23 protein-coding genes are annotated in these 24,335 nt (G+C 42.7%); 15 read left to right on the top strand and 8 right to left on the bottom strand.

Annotation, left to right across the window (positions count from 1 at the left end; all coding sequences use genetic code 11):
* Positions 1-66: 66 nt before the first annotated feature.
* The 4 genes from PASHI_RS13560 to PASHI_RS13545 all read right to left on the bottom strand — a co-directional run bounded on the left by PASHI_RS13560 (position 67) and on the right by PASHI_RS13545 (position 4,057).
* Positions 67-414, bottom strand: a complete 348-nt coding sequence (locus tag PASHI_RS13560) for a four helix bundle protein (protein WP_062566024.1) — start codon at positions 412-414, stop codon at positions 67-69.
* A gap of 30 nt (positions 415-444) precedes the next feature.
* On the bottom strand, positions 445-1,848 hold the full coding sequence (locus PASHI_RS13555) for an MBL fold metallo-hydrolase RNA specificity domain-containing protein (protein WP_062566023.1): 1,404 nt from the start codon (positions 1,846-1,848) through the stop codon (positions 445-447).
* Positions 1,849-2,048: 200 nt separating this feature from the next.
* Positions 2,049-3,128 (bottom strand): phosphotransferase enzyme family protein, encoded by a 1,080-nt coding sequence (locus PASHI_RS13550; RefSeq protein WP_062566022.1) that lies wholly within the window; start codon positions 3,126-3,128, stop codon positions 2,049-2,051.
* Between the two features lie 41 nt (positions 3,129-3,169).
* The gene (locus PASHI_RS13545) at positions 3,170-4,057 is read right to left on the bottom strand and encodes an NTP transferase domain-containing protein (protein ID WP_062566021.1); all 888 of its coding nucleotides are present in this window, start codon (positions 4,055-4,057) and stop codon (positions 3,170-3,172) included.
* Between the two features lie 592 nt (positions 4,058-4,649).
* Here PASHI_RS13545 and PASHI_RS13540 point away from each other — a divergent pair.
* From PASHI_RS13540 to PASHI_RS21870, 8 genes are all read left to right on the top strand, one after another.
* Positions 4,650-5,123, top strand: coding sequence for a DUF721 domain-containing protein (locus PASHI_RS13540; protein WP_062566020.1), 474 nt, complete (start codon positions 4,650-4,652; stop codon positions 5,121-5,123).
* Between the two features lie 959 nt (positions 5,124-6,082).
* A complete protein-coding gene (gene secA / locus PASHI_RS13535; protein WP_055022436.1) occupies positions 6,083-8,791 on the top strand; it encodes a preprotein translocase subunit SecA in 2,709 nt (902 codons plus the stop codon).
* 62 nt (positions 8,792-8,853) lie between these two features.
* Positions 8,854-9,255: an 8-oxo-dGTP diphosphatase MutT gene (gene mutT / locus PASHI_RS13530; protein ID WP_062566019.1), complete on the top strand. Its 402-nt coding sequence runs from the start codon at positions 8,854-8,856 to the stop codon at positions 9,253-9,255.
* Positions 9,256-9,950: 695 nt separating this feature from the next.
* Positions 9,951-12,023: a M13 family metallopeptidase gene (locus PASHI_RS13525; protein ID WP_054563310.1), complete on the top strand. Its 2,073-nt coding sequence runs from the start codon at positions 9,951-9,953 to the stop codon at positions 12,021-12,023.
* 126 nt (positions 12,024-12,149) lie between these two features.
* Positions 12,150-12,278 (top strand): hypothetical protein, encoded by a 129-nt coding sequence (locus PASHI_RS22365; protein ID WP_279625968.1) that lies wholly within the window; start codon positions 12,150-12,152, stop codon positions 12,276-12,278.
* Between the two features lie 41 nt (positions 12,279-12,319).
* The gene (locus PASHI_RS22360; RefSeq protein ID WP_279625967.1) at positions 12,320-12,454 is read left to right on the top strand and encodes a hypothetical protein; all 135 of its coding nucleotides are present in this window, start codon (positions 12,320-12,322) and stop codon (positions 12,452-12,454) included.
* A gap of 217 nt (positions 12,455-12,671) precedes the next feature.
* Positions 12,672-12,800, top strand: a complete 129-nt coding sequence (locus PASHI_RS22355; RefSeq protein WP_279625966.1) for a hypothetical protein — start codon at positions 12,672-12,674, stop codon at positions 12,798-12,800.
* Between the two features lie 211 nt (positions 12,801-13,011).
* Entirely contained in the window at positions 13,012-13,458 is a 447-nt protein-coding gene (locus tag PASHI_RS21870; protein WP_082710943.1) for an REP-associated tyrosine transposase, read from the top strand.
* Between the two features lie 198 nt (positions 13,459-13,656).
* On the opposite strand, the gene yjgA is transcribed toward PASHI_RS21870, so the two are convergent.
* Positions 13,657-14,178: a ribosome biogenesis factor YjgA gene (gene yjgA, locus PASHI_RS13515; protein WP_054563425.1), complete on the bottom strand. Its 522-nt coding sequence runs from the start codon at positions 14,176-14,178 to the stop codon at positions 13,657-13,659.
* Between the two features lie 137 nt (positions 14,179-14,315).
* Between yjgA and pmbA the strand changes: the two genes are divergently transcribed.
* Both pmbA and PASHI_RS13505 read left to right on the top strand, forming a co-directional pair.
* Positions 14,316-15,653 (top strand): metalloprotease PmbA, encoded by a 1,338-nt coding sequence (gene pmbA / locus PASHI_RS13510; protein WP_055021365.1) that lies wholly within the window; start codon positions 14,316-14,318, stop codon positions 15,651-15,653.
* Positions 15,654-15,783: 130 nt separating this feature from the next.
* Positions 15,784-16,200 carry a VOC family protein gene (locus PASHI_RS13505; RefSeq protein WP_062566018.1) on the top strand — a complete coding sequence of 139 codons (417 nt, stop codon included), beginning with the start codon at positions 15,784-15,786 and terminating at the stop codon, positions 16,198-16,200.
* A gap of 847 nt (positions 16,201-17,047) precedes the next feature.
* On the opposite strand, the gene PASHI_RS13500 is transcribed toward PASHI_RS13505, so the two are convergent.
* Entirely contained in the window at positions 17,048-17,707 is a 660-nt protein-coding gene (locus PASHI_RS13500; protein ID WP_054563314.1) for a LiaF domain-containing protein, read from the bottom strand.
* Between the two features lie 317 nt (positions 17,708-18,024).
* Between PASHI_RS13500 and PASHI_RS13495 the strand changes: the two genes are divergently transcribed.
* The 3 genes from PASHI_RS13495 (at position 18,025) to PASHI_RS13485 (ending at position 19,270) form a co-directional block, all read left to right on the top strand.
* The gene (locus PASHI_RS13495) at positions 18,025-18,591 is read left to right on the top strand and encodes a BON domain-containing protein (protein WP_062566017.1); all 567 of its coding nucleotides are present in this window, start codon (positions 18,025-18,027) and stop codon (positions 18,589-18,591) included.
* Between the two features lie 57 nt (positions 18,592-18,648).
* Positions 18,649-18,807: a YqaE/Pmp3 family membrane protein gene (locus PASHI_RS21865; RefSeq protein WP_064971745.1), complete on the top strand. Its 159-nt coding sequence runs from the start codon at positions 18,649-18,651 to the stop codon at positions 18,805-18,807.
* A 253-nt stretch (positions 18,808-19,060) separates the two neighbouring features.
* Positions 19,061-19,270 carry a hypothetical protein gene (locus PASHI_RS13485; protein WP_062566015.1) on the top strand — a complete coding sequence of 70 codons (210 nt, stop codon included), beginning with the start codon at positions 19,061-19,063 and terminating at the stop codon, positions 19,268-19,270.
* On the opposite strand, the gene PASHI_RS13480 is transcribed toward PASHI_RS13485, so the two are convergent.
* A complete protein-coding gene (locus PASHI_RS13480; protein ID WP_062566014.1) occupies positions 19,255-21,279 on the bottom strand; it encodes a methyl-accepting chemotaxis protein in 2,025 nt (674 codons plus the stop codon). The genes PASHI_RS13485 and PASHI_RS13480 overlap by 16 nt on opposite strands.
* A 113-nt stretch (positions 21,280-21,392) precedes the next feature.
* Between PASHI_RS13480 and PASHI_RS13475 the strand changes: the two genes are divergently transcribed.
* Positions 21,393-22,163, top strand: a complete 771-nt coding sequence (locus tag PASHI_RS13475; RefSeq protein ID WP_062566013.1) for an NAD-dependent epimerase/dehydratase family protein — start codon at positions 21,393-21,395, stop codon at positions 22,161-22,163.
* Here PASHI_RS13475 and hutC read toward each other — a convergent pair whose 3' ends face one another.
* Positions 22,164-22,871, bottom strand: a complete 708-nt coding sequence (gene hutC, locus PASHI_RS13470) for a histidine utilization repressor (RefSeq protein WP_055021370.1) — start codon at positions 22,869-22,871, stop codon at positions 22,164-22,166.
* A gap of 142 nt (positions 22,872-23,013) precedes the next feature.
* On the opposite strand from hutC, the gene hutI reads away from it, so the two are divergent.
* A complete protein-coding gene (gene hutI / locus PASHI_RS13465; protein WP_062566012.1) occupies positions 23,014-24,255 on the top strand; it encodes an imidazolonepropionase in 1,242 nt (413 codons plus the stop codon).
* The last annotated feature ends 80 nt before the right edge of the window (positions 24,256-24,335 follow it).

Below are 24,335 nucleotides of genomic sequence, written 5' to 3'. Positions count from 1 at the left end.
AGTAGCGGGGGCGAGATACGAGGCAAACATTAGAAGTCAGATATTAGAGGTTAGTGGTTAGAGCCACTAACTTCTATTATCAAACTGTTGTTTTAGACCTGTTAACATAGCCCCTAACTCTTTGGTTTCTGATATCCAATACAATGCTTTTTCACGTTCTAAGTAGCCTATCTCCAGGCCTATATAGATTTGTGTTCTTGTTTCTGCAAGCGAAGATCTCGCGATATCTATAAACCGACTTTTCTCTTTGTAAATTTCACGGCTTACTCCTTCAGCAATGTTGCTAGGCACTGATAAGCCTGAGCGGGTTAACTGATCTCTAAAACCGAAGTCTTTTAATTCATTTGTTGATTTGTAAATTTCAGCACTTAATCGTGCAGACCGTTTCCATACATCTAGATTTTCAAAGTTCATAACTAACCACTAACCACTAACCACTAACCACTAACCACTAACCACTATCTCTACTCTTTCGCCTAACTCTGCTTTTAGCTTTTCTGCTAGTGCTTGTTTGGCTTGCTCATCACCGTGGACGATTTTGATTAAACTTGGCTTTTTACGCATGCCGGTGACAAATCTGATTAGTCCTTTTTGATCTGCGTGGGCGCTGTAGCCGCTGATGGTATGAATTTGCGCTTTAATCATTACTTTTTGATTATCGATAAATACATAGCCGCCGCGTGGGCCATATTTTTGAATCTCTCGACCTAATGTTCCTTGCCCTTGGTAGCCAACAAAAATGACATCGGTTGTTTTGTCGGGCAAAAACCGTTCTAGGTAATTAACTATTCTGCCGCCATTGCACATACCGCTGGCAGCAATGATTATTGCGGGCAGCTGTTTTGAGGCTAAAAAGTTTATAAGGGCAAGGTGTTCTTGGTGGCTATCAATTGTATGTAGTTGGTTGAAGTCGAGCGGGTGACGGCCTTGTTTTACGCGTTTTTTTGCTTCGTTATCCCATAGCGCTTTAAAATGTAAATATTCATTTGTGAAATTGGCTGCCATTGGCGAATCTACAATAATTTGCAGTTTATGCCACATAGAGCGCTTGCTTGCAGAGTGAATAAGCTGTTCAAACTCGTAGAGCAGCTCTTGAGTTCGGCCAATGCTAAAGGCGGGTATGAGTACAACGCCATTATCGCTTACTGCACGTTCTATAACCTTTTTAAGAACGGCTACGCGCTCTTTACGACCTTGATGGTTTTTATCACCATAGGTTGACTCAATAACTAATGTATCGGCGCGGTAAGGCGGTTTTGGCGTTGGTAATAATGGCGTGTAAGGTGCACCTAAATCACCTGAAAATACCACTCTATGCGTGTTTGGTTTTTTACCTAGCTCAATTTCAACATAGGCAGAGCCTAAAATGTGCCCGGCGCGTTGCAGGCGAATTTTATATAAGGGGCTTTGATCACTTGGGGCTACTTTTTCGAGGCTAAAGCCCACTCCTGCGGGAATGCAGTACCATGTGTTGAAATCTAGAGAGACAATTTGTTGTTTTAGTAACTTTAAGCAAGTGCGGATCATTGCTTCATCGCGAGTTACACCTACTTTTAAGGCATCTTCAATCACCATAGGCAATAGCTTGGCGGTGGCAATCGAGGTAAAAATAGGCCCTTTAAAACCTGCAGCAAGTAAGTAGGGTATGCGACCAACATGGTCTATATGGCAATGTGTGACAATCAGCGCTTTTACCGTTGATATATCAAACTCAATCGCTAGGTCTTGTTTACTGTCTTCCCCTTGAAAGAGCCCACAATCAACAAGTACAGAATTTGTGTCATCAATAAATAGCTGATGGCAAGACCCAGTTACGCCTTTCACCGCTCCGTGGTGTTTTATATGCATAATAATCTCCTGATTTTAAGGCTAGATATTATTTTAGTAGTTAGATTTTAGAAGTTAGATATCAGTTGATCGAGAGGATGTTTTATTTTTTGTATAATTAAACAAAGAGCTTGCTACATATGAAATGTATTTTACTCTAACCACTAACCACTAACCACTAACCACTAACCACTAACCACTAACCACTAACCACTATATTTTTACCCCTTATTTATCTCTAATATCGCTTTTAACGTATGTTCTTTTTCAAGAATATCGCGATATAAAGCAAACTGGTTGCGGGCGCGTTCTAGGTTGTGGTTTGCATGCTTGGTGGCAAAGTAATTATCGCCATCAATAAAGTCTGTTAAAAAGCGTAGACCAATCATAAAGGTCATGACTTTGGTGCCTAGCCAGAAGCTTTCTTTTTCGGCGTCGGTGATCACATTTTGTAGTGGTTCAACATAACCTTTAACGATAGCAGCGAAGATCTCTTCACGAACACGTACATTACTTAGGTTGGTAGAGTCTTCTTGCTCAGGAGAGCAGAAGGTACGCACCATATCGCCAAAATCAAATAACCAATAACCAGGCATACAGGTATCGAGGTCGATGACGGCTTTTGCATCATCTGACTGTGTGCAAAACAGCATGTTGTTGATTTTTGTGTCGTTATGGCATGGTCTTAAAGGAATGTTTCCTTCAAGTTGTTTTAACTCATCAACCAAACCTTGTTGAGCTAAACAAAAGTCGATGTCGTCTTGGCAAAGGGCCACACGATTTACAGGATCTTTTTCGATTACCTTTTTAAAGGCATCAAAACGCATCGCTAAGTTATGAAAATCAGGGATCACATGATGCAGCTGATCAGCCTGAAAATCTTGTAATGCCAGCGCGAATTGTCCAAATGCATTGGCTGCAGTTTGTGCTTGCGAGATAGTTGCTACCACATCTTCACTATAACTGCCGCCAATAAATTCGAGTGCACGCCAAACACCTTGATCGCATTCAACTAAAAAGTCGCTTTCGATAGTTGGAACATGACGAATAATTTCTAGGCTGTATTCACCATTGTCGTGTTTTTCACTTAGGTGCTGCTCAATTAGTCGTGCATTTTCAACTAGGTGCTCAGGGTTAGGAAACACGTCGGTATTTAACTTTTGCACAACCAAAGCGTTTTCTTCTGATTTAAGTAACATGGTTGTGTTGATGTGGCCATTGCCAATTGGCTTTAGCGTTACGTTATCTGTGCTTAAGCCAAAGTGCTCAGAAAGATAAGTTGCAACAGGATTAGACTTCATTAATTTTCCATTACTTATTTTTTGCAAGAAGAGGCGAGGGTTTAATCGTTTAGCTTACGACGTAACTGACATAAAGTGTGTGCTATTGCATCCAGTTCAGCTTTGTAGGTCACGCCATACCATGGCTCTTGTGCAGTATAAACGGTTACAGCTTGGCGGTTATCTTGAATCGCGAGTTGTATCTCATTTGGTAAATAATACTCTTTCGTGACACCGTTGTCAGTATTTTCTAAAAACTCAATAAAACCTGTTTCTAAGTCATTAAATAAACTGGGTGTTATTCCCCAAAAGCTCATAGAACCTAGGGCATCATCGGCAATTTGTAATCTCTCACCATGTGGATTGTTGCCTTTTAAAACATTATTTTCGAGTTTAATATCTAGATACTCGACCACATCGGTTAAATGCTGGTGGCTATCAACAGAGCATACACCACGATTTACACCACCTTCTTCGGAGAGCGTATCTTTTATTGGGTAGCCTACCATCGCCCAATTGCTATGCTGCTTGAAGTGCTCATTAATAATTGTAAATGAAGACTCGCCATAATAATCATCGGCTGTAATGACAATAGCAGGGTTATTTACATAGGGTTTTGCGCAAAGTAATGCATGACCTGTACCCCAAGGTTTTTGTCGTTCAGTGGCTAGATGCTCATAGCTATTTGGCACTGCACTAATTTCTTGCTCAACTAGGATTACTTCGAGCGACTCAGGTAGGCGCGGTAAAATCGTTGCTTCAAATTCAGCACGAATTTTTTTATTAATGATGATCACCGCTTGGCTCACACCCGCTTTAACCGCATCCTGAATACTCAGTTCCATGATGGTACAGCCCAGCCCAGGAATTTCGGCAATTTGTTTGTTTCCGCCAAAGCGGCTACCCAGCCCGCCAGCCAATACGATTAAAGTAAGAGAGTGTTGAGTCATCGCGAAAGTTAAATAAAAAAACAAAGGAAAAGTGTACCAGAAACAATCACGGGGGAGGAAGAGAAGCTTTAAGCTATAAGCTATAAGCTATAAGCTATAAGCTATAAGCTATAAGCTATAAGCTATAAGCGGTAAGTTTTGAGTTGAGTGGTGTTATTTGTAGGCCTTAGCCAAAGGCCTACCTCGTAGGAGGTACTTTAGTGCCGAAGTGTTTAGAGCAATTCACGGCTAAAGCCGTTCCCACGTAGGCGTGAAATTTAAGGAGCCGTCAGCCTTCAGCTGTAAGTTTTTAGTTGAACGGTGTTGTTTGTAGGTTCTTTATTAATTTGCAGACTTGGTGCTGAGTGTAAGACGCGCCAAGCAAGCGTGACGCCTACGATAACTCGCACCTCGCATCTCGTACCTCGCACCTCACATCTCGCACCTCGTTCCTCGCACCTCGTACCTCGCACCTCGCACCTCGCATCTCGCATCTCGCATCTCGAACCTCGTACCTCGAACCTCGCATCTCGACTCTCAAACCTAATAGCTTCATATTTACGTAGGTGGTATATTCTCTTTGTGGTGATTAACCCTTTTAGGTAGACGATTAATGGCAAAAGATAGATACGCGCCAAAGGCTGTTGGCGATATTGTGGCGGGCTTGAGTGGTCGCTTGGCATCTTATGCTGGTAAAACCCAAGGCTTGTCTTCTCAACAAACCATTCTTGATGACTTTTTAGGTGAAACGCTTTCGAAAAAATGCCGGGTAAGTAATTACCGTGATGGTACTTTGATGATCGAAGCGGTTTCGGCACCGATTGCACTGCGTTTAAATTACTTAAAAATGGATATGCTCTCGCATTTTCGTGCCGCTGGCATGGTAGAGCTTGGGCAAATTAAAATTACCGCAAACCCACAGGCAACACAGCGCTTATCGGCAACAAGTAAGCCAGAAGAAAAGCCTGTTTCGAAGCGCCAAATGAGCGAACAAACAGCCGATTACCTCAGCGCCATCGCCGCAGACGCCCCTCCATCTTTAAAAGCCAAGTTAGAGCGTTTAGCGCAACATGGGCGGAAGAAATAAAGGCATAGCTTTAAGCTATAAGCTGCAAGTTTTAAGTTGAACGGTGTGGTTTGTGGGTCTAGCTCATAGGAGGCACTTTAGTGCCGAAATTTAAGGAGCCATCAGCCTTCAGCTGTCAGTTTTGAGTTGAACGGTGTGGTTTGTGGGTCTAGCTCGTAGGAGGTACTTTAGTGCCGAAATTTAAGGAGCCGTCAGCTTTCAGCCGTCAGACGTCAGCCGAACTGTGGGGGTGTATGGTGTTGAGTTTTCCTCAGCAATAAAACTCTGTAGGAGGCGTTTTAACGCCGAATATCTTTATTTTATTCACGGCTAAAGCCGTTCCTACGTTTTGGTGTAGGCGTGAAATTTAAGGAGCCGTCAGCTTTCAGCTGTCAGTTTTGAGCTTCTCAGCATCGCCTGTTGGTTATGTGTTTATAAGCATGATTCGTGTTGTATGGTAGTCGCGCCAAGCAAGCGTGACGCCTACGAAAACTCGCATCTCGCACCTCGTCCCTCGCACCTCACATCTCGCACCCCGAATCTCGCACCCCGAATCTCGCATCTCGTTCCTCGCATCTCGTTCCTCGCATCTCGTTCCTCGCATCTCGTTCCTCGCATCTCGTTCCTCGCATCTCGTTCCTCGAATCGCCTTTTTTCTCCCCTGATCTTGATTTTATTTCGATTGTCGCCATATCTATTCAGTAATCTTGTTTTCACCCTTTTTATGGGGTTAGATCAAAGATTATGGCTGATTTTTAAATTTTCTTGCCGAAATTCCATATCTTCACACACAGAAGGTTTGATGTTGCGCAGACTCTGGTATGATAGCGCACGAAATAAGCGGTGTTTTGAACAGCGTACTGATAAATTGTTAATTAATATGCCCTACATCATGAGCATAAGCGCATATTAATTATCAATTGAAGAAAGTGGGTTAGCTAATGACTAGCTAACAAAGAATACATTGTAACGGTTTTATCATGATATCTAATTTATTTACCAAGATTTTTGGTAGTCGCAATGACCGCACTATTAAAAACCTAAGAAAGACGGTCGCTCTAATTAATGCGCTTGAAAAGCAATTAGAAGCGCTTTCTGATGAAGATTTAAAAGCAAAAACAGCTGAATTTAGAGAGCGTTACGATAACGGACAAAGCCTAGATGACATTCTACCAGAAGCATTTGCTGTGGTACGTGAAGCATCTAAGCGTGTAAATGGCATGCGTCACTTCGACGTACAGCTACTAGGTGGTATGGTTTTACATCAAGGTCGCATTGCAGAAATGCGTACCGGTGAAGGTAAAACGCTAACAGCAACATTACCTGCATACCTTCGCGGTTTAACAGGTAAAGGTGTTCACGTAATTACCGTGAACGACTACCTTGCAAAACGTGACGCCGAAACTAACCGCCCATTATTTGAGTTCTTAGGCCTAACAGTTGGCTGTAACGTACCAGGCATGATGCCACAGCAGAAGAAAATCGCTTACGCTGCCGACATCACTTACGGTACTAATAACGAATTTGGCTTTGATTATCTGCGCGATAACATGGCATTTAGCATTGAAGAGCGTGTACAACGCCCACTTTACTACGCTGTAGTGGATGAAGTGGATTCAATCCTAATCGATGAAGCACGTACGCCGCTGATTATCTCAGGCCCAGCTGAAGACAGCTCTGAGCTTTACATCGAAATCAACAAAATTGTGCCTGACCTAGAGCTTCAAGAAAAAGAAGATGAAGAAGGCGTTGAAGGCGACGGCGATTACACGATCGATGAAAAGTCTAAGCAAGTTCACCTTACAGAGCGTGGTCAAATTAAAGTTGAAGAGCTACTAATTGAGCGCGGCCTAATTCAAGAAGGTGATTCACTTTACTCAGCTTCAAGCATCACATTATTAAGCCATGTGTATGCGGCACTTCGTGCTCACAAGCTTTATCAAAAAGACGTTGATTACGTTGTTAAAGAAAACGAAGTTATCATCGTTGATGAGCACACAGGCCGTACAATGGAAGGTCGTCGTTGGTCAGAAGGTTTGCACCAAGCTGTTGAAGCAAAAGAAGGTGTACGCATTCAAAACGAAAACCAAACATTGGCATCAATCACATTCCAAAACTACTTCCGTTTATACGACACGCTAGCGGGTATGACAGGTACAGCAGACACAGAAGCGTTTGAGTTCCAGTCTATCTATGGTCTAGACACAGTAGTAATGCCAACGAACAAGCCGATGATCCGTGACGATCGTGCTGACCTTGTATATCTAACACAAGAAGAAAAGTACGAAGCAATCCTTGCTGATATCAAAGATTGCCAAGAACGTGGTCAACCGGTACTTGTGGGTACTATTTCTATCGAAAGTTCTGAGTACTTATCGCAGTTCTTACGTAAAGAAAAAATTAAGCACAACGTACTAAATGCTAAGTTCCACGCACAAGAAGCAGACATCGTTGCTGATGCCGGTTTACCTGGCACAGTAACTATTGCAACTAACATGGCCGGTCGTGGTACCGATATCGTGTTAGGTGGTAACTGGAACAGCGAAGTTGAAAAGCTAGAAAACCCAACTGATGAGCAAATCAAAGCGATTAAAGATGAGTGGCAAAAACGCCACGATGCAGTAATCGAAGCGGGTGGTTTACACATCATTGGTACTGAGCGTCACGAATCTCGTCGTATCGATAACCAGCTACGTGGTCGTTCTGGTCGTCAAGGTGATGCAGGTTCAAGCCGTTTCTACTTATCAATGGACGACGCGCTAATGCGTATCTTCGCTGGTGAGCGCATGACTAATATGATGCGCAAACTAGGTATGCAACGCGGTGAAGCAATTGAGCACCCTTGGGTTAACCGTGCAATCGAAAACGCGCAGCGTAAAGTTGAAGCGCGTAACTTCGACGTTCGTAAACAATTACTTGAGTACGATGACGTAGCAAACGACCAACGTCGTGTTGTTTACTCGCAACGTAACGAGCTACTTGAAGAAGGCGATATTTCAGAAACTATCACTGCAATTCGCGGCGATGTGTTAAATGGTGTGATTGACCAATTCATTGCACCGCAAAGCTTAGCTGAAATGTGGGATATCCCAGGCCTTGAAGAACGCTTAAAACAAGATTTCTTAATCGAGCTGCCAATTTCACAATGGCTAGCTGACGATAGCAAACTATACGAAGAGAAACTTCGTGAGCGTATCGAAGAAGCGGTTGAACAAGCATACAAGCAAAAAGAAGAGATGGTAGGCGAGTCTGTACTACGTCAATTCGAAAAAGCGATTATGCTACAAAGCCTAGATCAACACTGGAAAGATCACTTAGCTGCGATGGACCACCTTCGTCAAGGTATCCACTTACGTGGTTACGCACAGAAGAATCCTAAGCAAGAGTACAAGCGCGAGTCGTTCGAGCTATTCTCTGAAATGCTAGAGAACTTAAAAGTCGACGTTGTGGGTATTTTAAGTAAAGTACAAGTTCGTGCTGAAGAAGACGTTGAGAAAGTTGAAGAGCAACATCGTCGTAGCGAAAATGCACCACGTGAATACCAACATGAAGAAGCTGAGCACATCGGTGGCGAAACACCAGAAGGTGCTGTAGTAACACAACGTGCAGAGCCAAAAGTAGGCCGTAACGAGCCGTGTCCTTGTGGTTCAGGTAATAAATATAAGCAGTGTTGCGGTAAATTAAAATAACCAAAACACGGTGATAAAAAGCGACGCTTGCGTCGCTTTTTTTATGATTAAGGAAACAACAAATGGCTAAAAAAGTAGTGCATGTTGCTGTTGGCGTTATTTATAAAGACCAGCAGTTATTTATTTGTAAGCGCCCAGACGACAAACACCAAGGTGGCTTATGGGAATTCCCTGGCGGTAAAGTAGAGCAGGGCGAAAGCGTATTTGCTGCGCTACAGCGCGAGCTGTTAGAAGAAGTAAACCTAACCGTAAACGCCAGTGAAGAGCTAATGGTTATCGAACATGACTATGGTGATAAATGCGTGCGTTTAGATGTGCACATTGTTGATGATTTCACAGGCACAGCCCATGGCGCAGAAGGCCAACAAGGCAAATGGGTCGCACTTAGCGAGCTTGATGATTACAGCTTCCCAGCCGCGAATGTTGAGATCATCGAAAAGATAAAGAAAAAGTATCAAGGGTAAATAACAAAAGTTAGCGAGGGGAAAGCTTGTAGGCGTGAAATTTATTTCACGCGAAAATGTTTGCACAAAGAGAAGTGAATGAGAAAAGAATGAGGCAGTGATAAAAATATTTTTTGTTTTCTCTTAAGCGAAGCGCTTCTCATCCTCTTTGTGCGATTAGATGTCTTTGATGTGGGTGTGAAGTTTAGTGAGCCATCAGCTTTCAGCTGTCAGTTTCTAGCGAGCGGCATTGTTTGCGGGTTCTTTATTAATTTGCAGACTTGGTGATGAATGTAAGACGCGCCAAGCAAGCGTGACGCCTACGTTTGATGTAGGCGTGAAATTTATTTCGCGCGGAGGTTATATAATAGAGGTTAGTTTTTAGTAGTTAGATTTCAGATCAGATCGAGAGGGTGGTTTTATTTTTTGTGTAATTAAACAAAAAACTTGCTACACATGAATTGTATTTTACTTTGTTCTAACCACTAACCACTAACCACTAACCACTAACCACTAACCACTAACCACTAACCACTAAATCTCCCCCTCCCACCGCTCAAAAATGCGTCTCATCCTGTTTTGATAAGAATTGTTACATATTCGGTTTTATTGTTTTGCTTGAGAGGTTTATTATGGTGAAAGCGAAAAACTAATGATTAATTAGGTTTGCTAGTTTTTCGATAAATACATCAAAAAATAATTAGTACGGGACTCCCATGAAAAAAGTAACACTTACCGCGGCAAGTATTGCACTAGCCCTCGGTCTTGTTGGTTGTGGTGAAAAAGAACAAGAAACTAAAGCACCAGCAACTGCGACCGTAACTGAAGCAAAAGCACCTTTAAATTCAGGCATTGAATTGGCGAACATGGACAAGTCTGTTCGCGCACAAGATGACTTTTACTATCACGTAAACGGCGAATGGTTAGAGAAAACTGAAATTCCAGGTGATAAATCAAACTACGGTTCATTCACTCAGCTTTACGATGATTCGCAAAAAGCGATGAAAGAAGTGCTAGAAAAAGCAGCGGCAAATAAAGACGTTAAGCCAGGCTCTGATGAAGCTAAACTAGCTGCATTCTATAACAGCTACATGGACGAAGCAGGCCGTGAAGCGGCAGGCATCAAGCCATTAACACCAGTGCTAGAAAGCGTTGATGCAGTTAAGAACAAGTCAGATCTTGTTGCTTTAATGGCTGAACTTCGCATTAAAGGCGGTAGCCTACCGTTTGGTTGGTACGTAAATAACGACGCGAAAAATTCTAGTGAAAACGCAATGTATGTTTATCAGTCTGGTTTAGGTTTACCAGATCGCGACTACTACCTAAAAGATGAAGAGAAATTCACAAAAATTCGTGAAGCTTACCAAGCATACGTAACAGCAATCTTAAGCAAGGCTGGTGTAGCTGATGCAGAATCTGCGGCTAAAGCAATTATCGATCTTGAAACAAGCATTGCTGATGCGCAGTGGAGCCGTGTTGAAAGCCGTGATGCAACTAAATCTTACAATAAGATGAGTGTTGCAGATGCTAACAAACTTACTGGCGACTTTGATTTTGCAGCTTACCTTGATGCATCAGGTATCAAAACTGAAGATGTAATCATTCGCCAACCTAGCTACCTAGAAAAATTCGCAGGTATCTATAACGATACAGACTTAGCAACGTGGCAGAACTACCTTAAGTTCCACTTTGTTAGCAACTATGCTCGCTTACTAGATAAAGAGCTAGTAGACCTTAACTTTGATTTTTACAGCACAACACTTCGCGGTGTAACAGAGCAATCACCACTTTGGAAAAAAGCGGTTGATGCATCAAACGGTGTATTAGGTGAAATCTTAGGTAAAGTATACGTTAAAGAAAACTTCCCACCTGAAGCGAAAGCGCGTATGGAAGAGTTAGTTGATAACGTAATCAAAGGTTATGCAGTTGCGATTGAAAACCTTGAGTGGATGAGCCCAGAAACAAAAATCGCTGCTAAAGAAAAGCTTGATAAGTTCACACCAAAAATTGGTTACCCAGATAAATGGAAAGACTACTCAGCACTTGAAGTTAAAGGTGATGACTTAGTAGGTAACTACATTCGCCACAGCGAGTGGGAATATGCAGATATGACTGCAAAACTAGGTAAGCCAGTTGACCGTTCTGAGTGGCACATGACACCACAAACAGTAAACGCTTACTACAACCCTGTGAATAACGAAATTGTATTCCCAGCGGCTATCTTACAACCGCCATTCTTTAACCTAGAAGCTGATGACGCTGTTAACTACGGTGCAATCGGTGCGGTAATCGGCCACGAATTAGGTCACGGCTTTGATGACCAAGGTGCGAAGTACGATGGTGATGGTAACTTACGTAACTGGTGGAGCGAATCAGACCTTAAACAGTTTGAAGAGCGCACAGGTCAGTTAGTTGCTCAATATAACGAGTACAAACCATTTGAAGATGCTAGCGTAAATGGTCAGCTTACATTAGGTGAAAACATTGGTGACTTAGGCGGCTTAACAGTTGCTTACACTGCTTATCAATTATCACTTGGTGATGAAAAAGCGCCTATCATTGATGGTTACACGGGTGATCAACGTTTCTTCATGGGATGGTCACAAATTTGGCGTCGTAAATACCGTGACGAAGAGTTACGCAACCGCCTAATGACAGACCCTCATTCACCAAGCCACTACCGTGTAATCGGTATTCTTTCAAACATGCCAGAATTCTATCAGGCATTTGATGTGAAAGAAGGCGACAAGATGTATATCAAACCAGAAGATCGCGTAAAAATCTGGTAATTGATTATCGATTTAAAAAAGGCTCTGAGTGAACGCTCAGAGCCTTTTTTGTTTTAGGAGTTGTCAGCTTTCAGCCGACATTTGATGTAGGCGTGAAATTTATTTCGCGCGTTAGTTGCGTGTTGTGTGGTGTTTAAGACGCGCCAAGCAAGCGTGACGCCTACGTTTGATGTAGGCGTGAAATTTATTTCGCGCGATGTGTTTGTATTGAGTGGTGTTCAAGACGCGCCAAGCAAGCGTGACGCCTACGATTGATGTAGGCGTGAAATTTATTTCGCGCGGTGTTTTTGTCTTGTGTGATGTGTGATGTTCAAGACACGCCAAGCAAGCGTGACGCCTACGGTGATGTAGGCGTGAAATTTATTTCGCGCGATGTGTTTGTATTGAGTGGTGTTCAAGACGCGCCAAGCAAGCGTGACGCCTACGTTTGATGTAGGCGTGAAATTTATTTCGCGCGGTGGTTGAGTATTGTGTGGTGTTTAAGACGCGCCAAGCAAGCGTGACGCCTACGGTGATGTAGGCGTGAAATTTATTTCGCGCGGTGTTTTTGTATTGTGTGATGTTCAAGTCGCGCCAAGCAAGCGTGAAGCCTACGATTGATGTAGGCGTGAAATTTATTTCGCGCGGTGTTTTTGTCTTGTGTGATGTGTGATGTTCAAGACGCGCCAAGCAAGCGTGACGGCTACGATTGATGTAGGCGTGAAATTTATTTCGCGCGATGTGTTTGTATTGAGTGGTGTTCAAGACGCGCCAAGCAAGCGTGACGCCTACGTTTGAGGTAGGCGTGAAATTCATTTCGCGCGATGTGTTTGTATTGAGTTGTGTTCAAGACGCGCCAAGCAAGCGTGACGCCTACATTTGATGTATTCGTGAAATTTATTTCGCGCGATGTTTTTGTATTGCGAGGTTCAAACATTTTGTGGTGTAAATTGGCTAGGTGCATTATTAAGTTCTAAGATCAGGTTTTACCTTCAGGATTGATAGGTTTATGTTTTCGTCAAGGAAGAGACTTAAAGGGCGTAACTCACATTCAAATTGCTATTATTCAGTAACTCTTTGTTGTGAGAGTCGAGTGCCTATATTTGCCAACTATCTATATGCAGTTGATGCTGCCAAAGCAATATACTATTTAGAAGATAAAGTAGAGACAATCTGCTTTGTCCTCATGCCTGACCATTTACATTGGATATTTCAACTTCGCCCTCAGCAAAACTTATCAGCAGTAATTAAGCTGTATAAAAGCATGGTGACCATGTCTATTCGTAAGAGAAAGGGGCGCAAAGTCGTAGTCTGGCAAAGTAATTTTTATGATCATCAAATCAGAGATGAAAACGACCTAATACATCAAGCTCGATATGTAGTCGCAAACCCTCTACGCGCAAGATTAGTTAAGCACGTTGGCGATTACCCGTTTTGGAATTGTATTTGGTTGTAGGCGTGAAATTTATTTCGCGCGATGGTCGAGTATTACGTGATGTTTAAGACGCGCCAAGCAAGCGTGACGCCTACGGTGATGTAGGCGTGAAATTTATTGCGCGCGATGGTTGAGTATTGAGTGGTGTTCAAGACGCGCCAAGCAAGCGTGACGCCTACGGTTTGATGTAGGCGTGAAATTTATTTTGCGCGAAGGAAATTAAAGCATAATCGCATCTTTTAGATACTGGAATAACTCTTTGTATGCTTTGGCCGGCTTTTCTGCTTTCACTTCTTTCGCGGCGCTGCGCACTAATTGGCGCATTTTTTGGCGCTCAAGAGAAGGGTATTGATCAATTGTTGAATTGATCAGGTCGTCACCTTGTTTAATCAAATCATCGCGCAGGGTTTCGATTTTGTTCATCAAAACATCCGCTTGATTGTTTTTATTAAGCATGATGTCGATCATCGCTTGGATTTCATCAACGTTTTCTGTGGTACGTAATACTTTTGCGATGTAGTTTAAGTTACGACGGTAAGCATCGCTCTTATCACTTACTTTATCAGAAACAACAAGGGCTTCTTTTAAATCGTGATTAAGAGGTAAACGATCGCGTTGCTTTTTCGGCATTTTTGCAATTTCAGCACCCAGACCATGATATTGCATGGCTTCACGTTTTAATTCGCTTTTTGATACGTAAATAATTTCTTCTTCGATAAGTGGCTTTTTCTTCTTCGCCATAAGGATGCTCATTCAGTAAACTTAACTATTCGCTATTATACGCCATTTAGTTAATGATTAATATTAGCTGATGCTGGTCTCGCAGTGTGTTAGCATTCGTTACACTATAAAAAATATCAGAACCTAGGACACACAAGATGAAAGATCCTATTTATCAACACATTTCTGAAGTGAAAGACGCTGTAAGCGAAGTACTGGAGCATGCAAAAAAATTGGGTGCTACTGCGGCTGAAGCGGCGATGTCGAGCACGTCAGGTTTGTCTGTCAGCACGCGTATGGGCGAAGTTGAAACAATAGAGTTTAACCAAGACGGTGGCTTAGGTATCAGTGTTTATGTGGGTAACAACAAAGGCTCTGCTTCAACGGCTGACTTAAACCCTAAAACATTACGTACAGTGGTCGAAAAAGCCATTGATATTGCAAAGTTCACCTCTGACGACCCATTTAATGGTATCGCCGATAAAGAGTTACTTGAATTTGCACCGCAAGATTTAGATTTATACCACCCGTGGGAAGTTAGCCCAGAGCAAGGTGTTGAGTTTTGTCATCAAGCAGAGCAAGCGGCGTTAAATGCCGATGAGCGCATTGTAAATTCAGATGGTGCGAGTTTTTCTTCTCACCAAGGTTTACGTGTTTATGGTAACAGCCATGGCATGATTGCAGGTTACCCGCGTACGCGTCATAGCATTAGTACGATGGTGATTGGTAAAGAAGGCGAGCAAATGCAGCGCGATTCGGCTTATACCATCGCGCGTCATAAAGATGATTTAAACGACGCTGCAAAAGTAGGCCTCGAGGCGGCAACCGAAACCTTGGCTAAACTTAACAGCCAAAAGCTCGGTACCATGAAAGTGCCTGTGATCTTTAGAGCAGATATTGCTAACTCGTTATTCGGCCATTTAGTGTCGGCGATTGGTGGCGGCGCGCTTTATCGTAAGTCGAGCTTCTTGCTTGATAGCTTAGGTACAAAAGTATTTAGCGATTGTGTGAATATCTCTGAGCGCCCGCATTTATTAAAAGGTTTAGCGTCTTCGCCGTTTGATGCTGAAGGTTTAAAAACTGTAGACCGTGAAATTATTCAAGGTGGTGAGCTGCAAACTTACCTATTAGCAAGCTATGCAGCACGCAAACTGTCGATGGCACCAACGGGTCATGCTGGTGGTATTCATAACTGGCTAGTTGAACAAACCCATGCCGATTTAAAAGCGCTTTTAAAAACCATGGGCACAGGTTTATTAGTAACTGAACTTATGGGCCAAGGTGTGAACACGGTAACGGGTGATTACTCACGTGGTGCAGCGGGCTTCTGGGTTGAGAATGGTGAAATTCAATACCCAGTAAGTGAAATCACGATTGCTGGTAACTTAAAAGATATGTTTAAGGCTGTTGTGGGCTTAGGTGGCGACATCGAGCGTCGCGGCGGTATTCAAACTGGCTCTGTATTGATTGAACAAATGCAGGTTGCAGGTAGTTAATTTATAAATAACGAATCATTTTTTAAAAGCCTCACTTTAGTGGGGCTTTTTTATTTGAAAAAACGCTTTACCTAAACTTAACTTGAGGTTTTATCTTGGTGGCAGTTTAAAAATAAAAAGGAAAACTACCATGTATTTAGAACACGTAAACCTTGTTGTTAGTAATGTTGATGACATGCTGCACTTTTATAAAGCCGCGTTCCCGCATTGGCGTGTGCGTAGCCAAGGCGATAGCAAATGGTCGGGCAAACCGCGCAAGTGGCTGCACTTTGGTGATGATTACCAATATCTTGCATTAAGCGATAACGGTGAAGCTGAAAACCGTGATTTAGCAGGCCACCAAGTAGGCCTTGCTCATTTTGCTTATGTGACAAACGATATTAATGCCGTAGTTGAGCGACTTGTTTCAGCCGGTTATGAAATTGATAAACACGGCCCAGAAAACCCTTATCGTAAAAATGTATATTTCATCGACCCCGCAGGTTTTGAAGTTGAGTTTGTAGAGTATTTTAGTGATATCCCGAGTGAGAGGAATAATGACCAGTGAGGGAGCTATCAGCTTTCAGCCGTCAGTTTTGAGCCGAGCGGTGTTGTTTGTAGGTCAGGCATTGATTGATGGAAAAGCGTTGTATGTAAGACGCGCCAAGCAAGCTTGACGCCTACGATTGATGTAGGCGTGAAATTTATTTCGCGCGAAAATAATTGCACAAAGAGAAGTGAATGAGAAAAGAATGAGGAAGTGATAATAATATTTTTGTTATCTCTAAAGCGAAGCGCCTCATATCCTCTTTGTGCGATTAAATGTCTTTGATGTGGGTGTGAAGTTTAGTGAGCTATCAGCTTTCAGCCGTCAGTTTTGAGCCGACCGGTGTTGTTTGTAGGTCAGGCATAGGTTGATCAAATGGCGTTGTATGTAAGACGCGCCAAGCAAGCGTGACGCCTACGGTTGATGTAGGCGTGAAATTTATTTCGCGCGAAAATATATTCACAAAGAGAAGTGAATGAGAAAAGAATGAGGAAGTGATAATAATATTTTTGTTATCTCTAAAGCGAAGCGCCTCATATCCTCTTTGTGCGATTAAATGTCTTTGATGTGGGTGTGAAGTTTAGTGAGCTATCAGCTTTCAGCCGTCAGTTTTGAGCCGAGCGGTGTTGTTTGTAGGTCAGGCATTGATTGATGGAAAAGCGTTGTATGTAAGACGCGCCAAGCAAGCTTGACGCCTACGATTGATGTAGGCGTGAAATTTATTTCGCGCGTTATCTTATTATATTGCGCGATGTAAAACTGCGGCTACGATAACTCGCACCTCGCACCTCGCACCTCGCACCTCGCACCTCGCACCTCGCACCTCGCACCTCGCACCTCGCACCTAGCACCTAGCACCTCGCAACTTTTACTGCACCTTATTCATTTCTTTCCAACTGGCTTTTAGGCTGTTGGCAAAGCTGATGAACTTTTCCTTCATAGTACGTTTAACTGAAATCTCGACTGAGCCTAGCCATACATTACCTTCAATAGTGATGGTTGGGCCTTGGCCTTTATTTAAGGCTACAGATTTATTCTCTACGCTGCCAATCACACTAAACAATTTAGATACCACATTTACATGTTCTGGTACGTAGATTTCGTCGTTTCCTAAAATGCAGTTCACGTAAATGGTGACATGCTGATGTTGGAAAATTGCTTCGCTAAAGTCTAGTTCGATTGAACCTAGGCAGTTTGTTAGGTGAATTTCTTTTGGTACTACCCATTGGCCGCTGCGCTCATTTGAACCCAAAATACTACGAAGCTGCAGGCTTTCGTTGTCGCTGCTGTGGCTGTAGTGAGGTTTAAATTGCGCATGCTTATGCGATTTGTAGTCAATATCTGCTTTTAGCTCTAAATCTGCAACTAGTTCAACCAGTACTTCGTTGCTAGTGGCTGCCATTGCCTGGTCTAGTCGGCGTTCAAATGCTTCGGCTGAAATAACAGCATGACTGTAGTTATAAATGAGTTGATCAATGACTTCTTCTCTTACTTGATCGATTGGGCGATCTTCAAGTTTAACGGCCATGATAGTTCCCTGTTGTGATTTTTTAGTTATTAATTACGAAGCAAGCCTTAGGCCAAAGTTTATTTTCAAATAAATCAATGATTTGTGTTTTTTGCTAATAAACAACTTCGTTAAATTAACCACAGATTAATAAAATCCGCAACTAAGTGGCCATTTTTGCAACATCGTGAACTTCTTACCGAGCAGCTTGTAAATCTTTACCTAAATGAATATAAATAGCCGCTGAATAAGTGCTTAACCCACTGAAAATAAACAAGTAAATAGTTGGCATCATAGTCGCATTAGTAAAAGTGTCTTTAATCAAAAGGAGAAAGATTATGAACACTTTTAACAAATCTATGATTGCCGCTTTAGTAATTGGTGCAACTAGCATGTCAGCTCAGGCAAGCAGCTGGGAAAATGAAAGTAAAGATGCTTGGATTGATGGTAAGGCAGAAACTGTGCTTCTTATGAACACAAACCTTAACAACTTTGACATCAACACTGATGTAACGAATGGCAAGGTTGTACTTACAGGTAAAGTTGATAGCGAATTAGATAAAGAGCTTGCTGAAGAGCTAGTTCTTAGCCTAGACGGTGTTAGCTCTGTTGATAACAAACTAACTGTTGTTAAAAACATGAAAGCTAAGCACATGAAATCAGAAAAAGCTGATTCAGCAGAAAGCGACTTAACCGACGCAAAAATCAGTACTGTAATCACGACACGTTATTTATTTAACTCAGAAGTTGGTGGTACAGACATCGATGTTGATACTGACATGGGTGTGGTAACACTAAAAGGTACTGTTGAGTCTGATGCAGAAAAGCAATTAGCGGTAAGCATTGCTGAAAATGCTGAAGATGTTCGCAAAGTAATCGATGAATTAACTATTGTTGCTGAATAATAGCAAGCCCTATATAGCCCAGCTTTGGCTGGGCTTATCTTTTTCAAGGAGTGAGTCATGGATTTAATACGTATTATTTTATCGGTTTTAATTCCACCTCTCGGCGTATTTTTACAGGTAGGTTTAGGTGCGCAGTTCTGGATTAATATTCTTTTAACCTTATTAGGGTACATTCCAGGTTTGATTCATGCTGTGTATATCATCGCTAAGCGATAATCACCGCATTAATCTACAAGGATGGGTAATGGAGCACAGCAAGGAAGGGCTGTAGGAGTAACGGACGATAAACCGCAAGGAGTTTACAGTATGGATAATGTAACTACGCACAAAGGACAACAAGGAAGTAACAAGGCGTTATGGAGTAGCGCACAATGGCAACGCTTTATGGATAAAGTGAACGGAGATGACAGCAAGGAATAAGCTTAGGCAGGAGCCAAACAGGATGAAGCTAGCGTAAGGAGGAGACTATATGGAACAAGTACAAACGCAACCAACACAAGGATTGACCAACAAAGGAGTTGCTTTATGGAACAAGCAACAGTGGCACGAATTTATGGAACACGCGAAAGCGGTTGCGCCACGACTAACAGGGAAGGCTGACGATAAAAACCCGATGTCATCTTCAGGTGACATCGGGTTTTTAACTGCTTCAGCAATTTATCTTTATAGCTTAAATTGATTCACCGTCTTATTTAAAGCGGCTGCCAATTCATTCAAATCACGTGCTTCATCCGCCAATTCATGGGCATGATCCGCTGTACTATTCACTAAGTGATTAATTGCTGCCAAGCTATTGTTGATATCTTCTGCAACCACAGTTTGCTGCTCTGTCGAAGTCGCAATTTGATGACTTTGATCTTGTACATTTGTCACTGATTGGGCGATATCTTGCAGTGCTTGCAATACAATTTGTGTTTGCTCAACTGACCCTTCAGCACGCTCTTGACCTTGTTGCATCATGGTTGATGCTTGTTGAGCAATTTGCTGTAAACGGCTGATCATGTTGCGAATATCATCTGTTGATTCTTGCGTTCTGCTTGCCAGTGAACGAACTTCATCAGCAACAACAGCAAAGCCTCGGCCTTGTTCACCCGCGCGGGCTGCTTCTATCGCCGCGTTTAGTGCGAGTAAGTTGGTTTGCTCAGCTATTGAGTTGATAACATCAACCACCGCGCCGATATTGCCACTTTCTTGCTCAAGACCCGCAACCACTTTAGACGCTTCACCAATATGGCTTGCAAGGGCGGTCATGACTGACTGAGCTTGAGTAGAACGTTTCGTACCGTCAACGGTAATGGTTTGCACTTCTTCAGCGGCATTATTGGTATGCTGGGCATTACGCGAGATTTCCATTACTGTAGACGCCATTTCGGTTACCGCCGCACTCACACTGTCAACTTGTTGCTTTTCTTGCTGAATTTCATCGTTGGTTTTTTGCGATACAATTTTTAACTGGCTCGCAGCTTGGCTTAGTTGCTCAGCCTGCGCAGCAGTATTAAGCATCATTGCACGAAGTTTATCGATGAAGGTATTCATGTGATGAGCAAGTTGGCCCACTTCATCATTACTCTTGATTTCGATTTTCTGTGTTAAATCGCCATCACCTGATGCGATATCACGCATGATGTAAGTTAGCTTAGTCAGCGGCTTGGTGATCATTTGCGTGGCCCAGAAGATCATCGCAATGATAATCGCAAGAATGATGATCACTGAGGTTGTGGTTGTCATCACCGCATCATTTACTGGCTCATCAATCATACTGGTCGGAATTAAAATACCCACGTACCAATCAAGGTAAGGGGTTTCTAGCTCAAGGCGGTTGTAAACAACGTAATATTGCTCACCTTTGAATGTAACGAAGCTGCTGCCATCTTTTTGGCTTTTCATCGCGCGGTTTAATTCGCTAAAGCCTGATGTGTCGTTAAATTGTTTTTCGAGGGCATCTAAGCCTTCCTTGCCATTCGGACCTTCGTCAGTCACAGATAGCTTGTGGCCAGTGCGCTTAGATAAGTGCACAACTTTTTGATTGCCATCAAGTAAGAAACCAAAGCCTTGGCCATTAAAGCGAATTTCTTCAACCATGTCGTTGATATTATTTAGCTGTAAATCAACACCACCAAAGCCTATTAGTTTGTTTTGTTTATAAACAGGCTGTTGTACAACTGCAGAGGCATTACCTGTGGTTAAATCCACAGAAATAGGACCTACATAGAGTTTGTTGATCTTTAAAGCATCTTGCCACCAACCACGTTTGTAAGCGTAGTAAGGTTGGCCATTATAATGAGTGGTTCGCTCATTTTCTTTAAAGTACTCACCTGTTGTTGCAGATGCAAAGAAGGCAGATAAGATGTTGTCATCGTTGCCACTGATACGCACAAAATCTTGATTAACGCTGTCGTATCCAGGTTGGTTATCAAGGCTTTGATCACGTTCAGTCCAATTGTCGAACCAATTCACTAAATGCGGATTTGTAATGAAGGTTTGAACCACTTTACCGTATTTGGCAAAGTAACCTTGCATTGAAAGTCGTTCACTCTGTAAATAGCTGTCGGCTTCGCGTTGAATAGCTTGGCGCGATAGGTCAGCAATATGGCTAACAAAAAAACTAGACGCGATGATCAGTAGTACACTTATCGTCCCGCCGATGAGTAGTAATATTTTTTTACGTAAAGAGAGGTTATTTAACATAGATGCACGTGTTTTTATTATCGGGTAGAGTTATCTATCTAATCATATTTGCACCCAAATCGCTATACCGTTAAGCGAACGTTAATAATAAATACTATGAGGTTGTTGGATAAATGAGTAATGAAAATAATAAACTGGTCGTTTTAGGTGCAGGTTGGCTTGGTAGTGCGCTTTGTGTTGAGGCAAAAGAATTAGCATGGCAAGTGCAGGGAACACACCGTAGTAGCGAGCACGAACATGATTTTCAGCGCCAGTTTGCGCTTGAAGGTACAGTGCTTAAACACGATGTTTCACTTGAAGATGCATGGTGGGTGAGTGCAATTCCACCGCGTAGTCGCAGCTCAGAAAGTAATTATTTAGCTACTTTGCAAGCAGGACTTGAGCTTGCCAAGCAACTAAATTGTAAAGGCTTTATTTTATGTTCTTCGACGGGTGTTTACCCAACTGACAATGGTCATTATGACGAAAGTACAGTAATTAATTGCCAATCAGCGCGCCAGCAACTGCTATTTGATGCTGAGCAGTTAGTGCTCAATGCCGGTGGTAAAGTGTTGCGTTTAGCGGGCCTTGTTGGTCCTGGGCGCGACCCAGGTAAGTTTGTTGCAGGTAAAGAGCTGTCTAGCTCAAGTCAGCAAGTGGTGAACATGGTACATCAGCAAGATGTGATAGCGGCGATTTTTTCAGTACTCGAAAATTGGTCAAGCGCGAGCAGCATTTATAATGTGGTCAATCCGTCGCATCCTACAAAAGCAGATTACTACCAACAAAAATGCGCTGAGCAGGGTAATCAGCCACCGACATTTACTAGCCATGATAAAGGCGAGCGTATCATTGATGGCTCGGCGATTGAGTCACTGAGTTTTCGTTATAAAGCGCCTATTTAGTTATTTTTTAAAAGTTAGGTGGCCACCCAGTCGGTATTTACTACCCGGCGAAACTAAGCGGGCAAAGCTTACAATGCCTTGCGATGACCACGTTCGGCGGATCACTTGTAAGCATGGCTCTTCGTTGTAAAGGTTGAGCCATTCACACATTTCTTGGTTGGGCATGATTGCTTCGACCGTATGGCGAGCCTCGGTGAGTGGGGCATTTTGCGATAAGTATTCATGGGGTGTTAGGCTGTGAAAATCTTGTTGTAAGTAGTCTTTAGCAAGAGCAGGGTTCACAAAACGCTCCTCAACTTGCAAAGGTTGCTCGTTCTCATTGTGCACAATCACACTTCGATAAACATGGCTGTCGACCTCGACACCCAAAGCAATCGCGATGGGGGCAATTGCGCTGATTGATTCCATCACTAAAATAGTACAACTGTAATTGCTGTTTCGCGCTTTAACTTCATCGGCAATGTTTTTGATTTCTAGTAACGAAGATTGTGATTTGAAGCTGGCAACAAAAGTACCTTGGCCTTGGCTGCGGGTTAAGATACCGGCATCGGTTAACTCACTAAGTGCACGCCTAGCCGTCATACGGCTAACTTGAAATTGACTGGTAAGTTCGTTTTCTGAAGGGACACGGTCGTTTTCTTGCCATTCTCCCGATTGAATATTTTCCAGAATGAATTCTTTTATTTGCGCAAACTTAGGGACGCTCATTATGAAAAGTTTATTTTTAAGTTAACAGTGTGTTACAAGGTGACATAATTTTCTTGTATATACAAGATGAGTTGATAAACTTTAAGCAAATTTAAATTTAGGCTCATACTGAGCCTTTAGCAAGCATCAAGATAGGTGAAAAATGCACACAACCAACAATGCTCAAGCCCTCTGGGATTTACTGATCACAGATGCCAATATCGCCACAATGGATCCTGCTGTTGATGCACCATACGGCGCCATTGAAAATGCAGCGATTGCCGTTAAAGATGGCAAAATTGCCTGGTTAGGTGCACAAACCGATTTACCTAAGTTTGACGCGTTAGCAACGCCAACAGTCTCTGCAAAAGGGCAGTGGTTAACACCTGGGTTGATTGATTGTCACACTCACTTAGTGTTTGCCGGTAGCCGTGCAGAAGAATTTGAGCAGCGTTTGCAAGGTGTTAGCTACGAACAAATCGCTGCAAACGGTGGCGGCATTGCAAGCACCGTACGTGCAACCCGCGAAGCCGACCACGAAGCACTGTTTGTTAGTGCTAAAGAGCGCTTAAATGCGTTATACGCAGAAGGCGTGACGACGGTCGAGGTTAAATCTGGCTATGGTCTTGATTGCGAAAACGAAATTAAACTTCTCGAAGTGGCTCGTTTACTCGGTGAAAATCACCCGGTTGATGTTAAAACCACGTTTTTAGGTGCTCATGCATTACCGCCTGAATATAAAGGCCGTAGTGATGAGTACATCGATTTGGTTTGCGGTGAGATGCTTGACCGTGTTGTTGAAGCTGATTTAGCTGATGCCGTTGATGCTTTTTGTGAAAACGTTGGCTTTAGCAACGAGCAAACTCGCCGTGTGTTTGAAGCGGCTAAAAAGCACAACTTACCGGTTAAGTTGCACGCTGAGCAGTTATCTAATCAACATGGCGCAGAGCTTGTTGCAGAATTTAATGGCTTATCTGCGGATCATATTGAACACTTAGATGAAGCTGGCATTCAAGCAATGGCCAAAGCGGGCACTGCAGCGGTATTGTTACCTGGTGCATTTTACTTTTTACGCGAAACAAAGTATCCGCCAATTGAACTACTGCAGCAGTACCAAGTTCCTATCGCTATTTCAACTGATTTCAACCCTGGGACTTCACCATTATGTTCATTGCACTTAATGATGAATATGGCGTGCACTATTTTCCGTATGACACCAGAGCAAGCATTAGCTGGCGTAACACGAAACGCCGCGGGTGCGTTAGGTCTAGATGATCGTGGCGTGCTAAAAGTAGGGGCTCGTGCTGATATTGCTCATTGGCAAATATCCCACCCAGCACAATTAAGTTACCAATTCGGCGTAAATAAACTGTTAAATCTGTGGATTTTGGGTAGACTTAGTTAGATAAGTTTTATTACGCAGTTTGGATTACATGTCATTGATTTTTAGTTTAGCGAGTAGTAGCACGCAACTCGTAAATTTAA

The sequence above is a fragment of the Pseudoalteromonas shioyasakiensis genome (assembly GCF_001550135.1).
Classification (GTDB): domain Bacteria; phylum Pseudomonadota; class Gammaproteobacteria; order Enterobacterales; family Alteromonadaceae; genus Pseudoalteromonas; species Pseudoalteromonas shioyasakiensis.
The sequence above is the reverse complement of the archived record's forward strand: the minus strand, read 5'-3'. Positions and strand labels throughout refer to the sequence as shown.

Bases quoted from the DNA above. Each gene is read 5' to 3' on its own strand.
- PASHI_RS13560 (WP_062566024.1), bottom strand. From the start codon at position 414: ATGAACTTTGAAAATCTAGATGTATGGAAACGGTCTGCACGATTAAGT.
- PASHI_RS13555 (WP_062566023.1), bottom strand. From the start codon at position 1,848: ATGCATATAAAACACCACGGAGCGGTGAAAGGCGTAACTGGGTCTTGC.
- PASHI_RS13550 (WP_062566022.1), bottom strand. From the start codon at position 3,128: ATGAAGTCTAATCCTGTTGCAACTTATCTTTCTGAGCACTTTGGCTTA.
- PASHI_RS13545 (WP_062566021.1), bottom strand. From the start codon at position 4,057: ATGACTCAACACTCTCTTACTTTAATCGTATTGGCTGGCGGGCTGGGT.
- PASHI_RS13540 (WP_062566020.1), top strand. From the start codon at position 4,650: ATGGCAAAAGATAGATACGCGCCAAAGGCTGTTGGCGATATTGTGGCG.
- secA (WP_055022436.1), top strand. From the start codon at position 6,083: ATGATATCTAATTTATTTACCAAGATTTTTGGTAGTCGCAATGACCGC.
- mutT (WP_062566019.1), top strand. From the start codon at position 8,854: ATGGCTAAAAAAGTAGTGCATGTTGCTGTTGGCGTTATTTATAAAGAC.
- PASHI_RS13525 (WP_054563310.1), top strand. From the start codon at position 9,951: ATGAAAAAAGTAACACTTACCGCGGCAAGTATTGCACTAGCCCTCGGT.
- PASHI_RS21870 (WP_082710943.1), top strand. From the start codon at position 13,012: ATGTTTTCGTCAAGGAAGAGACTTAAAGGGCGTAACTCACATTCAAAT.
- yjgA (WP_054563425.1), bottom strand. From the start codon at position 14,178: ATGGCGAAGAAGAAAAAGCCACTTATCGAAGAAGAAATTATTTACGTA.
- pmbA (WP_055021365.1), top strand. From the start codon at position 14,316: ATGAAAGATCCTATTTATCAACACATTTCTGAAGTGAAAGACGCTGTA.
- PASHI_RS13505 (WP_062566018.1), top strand. From the start codon at position 15,784: ATGTATTTAGAACACGTAAACCTTGTTGTTAGTAATGTTGATGACATG.
- PASHI_RS13500 (WP_054563314.1), bottom strand. From the start codon at position 17,707: ATGGCCGTTAAACTTGAAGATCGCCCAATCGATCAAGTAAGAGAAGAA.
- PASHI_RS13495 (WP_062566017.1), top strand. From the start codon at position 18,025: ATGAACACTTTTAACAAATCTATGATTGCCGCTTTAGTAATTGGTGCA.
- PASHI_RS21865 (WP_064971745.1), top strand. From the start codon at position 18,649: ATGGATTTAATACGTATTATTTTATCGGTTTTAATTCCACCTCTCGGC.
- PASHI_RS13485 (WP_062566015.1), top strand. From the start codon at position 19,061: ATGGAACAAGTACAAACGCAACCAACACAAGGATTGACCAACAAAGGA.
- PASHI_RS13480 (WP_062566014.1), bottom strand. From the start codon at position 21,279: ATGTTAAATAACCTCTCTTTACGTAAAAAAATATTACTACTCATCGGC.
- PASHI_RS13475 (WP_062566013.1), top strand. From the start codon at position 21,393: ATGAGTAATGAAAATAATAAACTGGTCGTTTTAGGTGCAGGTTGGCTT.
- hutC (WP_055021370.1), bottom strand. From the start codon at position 22,871: ATGAGCGTCCCTAAGTTTGCGCAAATAAAAGAATTCATTCTGGAAAAT.
- hutI (WP_062566012.1), top strand. From the start codon at position 23,014: ATGCACACAACCAACAATGCTCAAGCCCTCTGGGATTTACTGATCACA.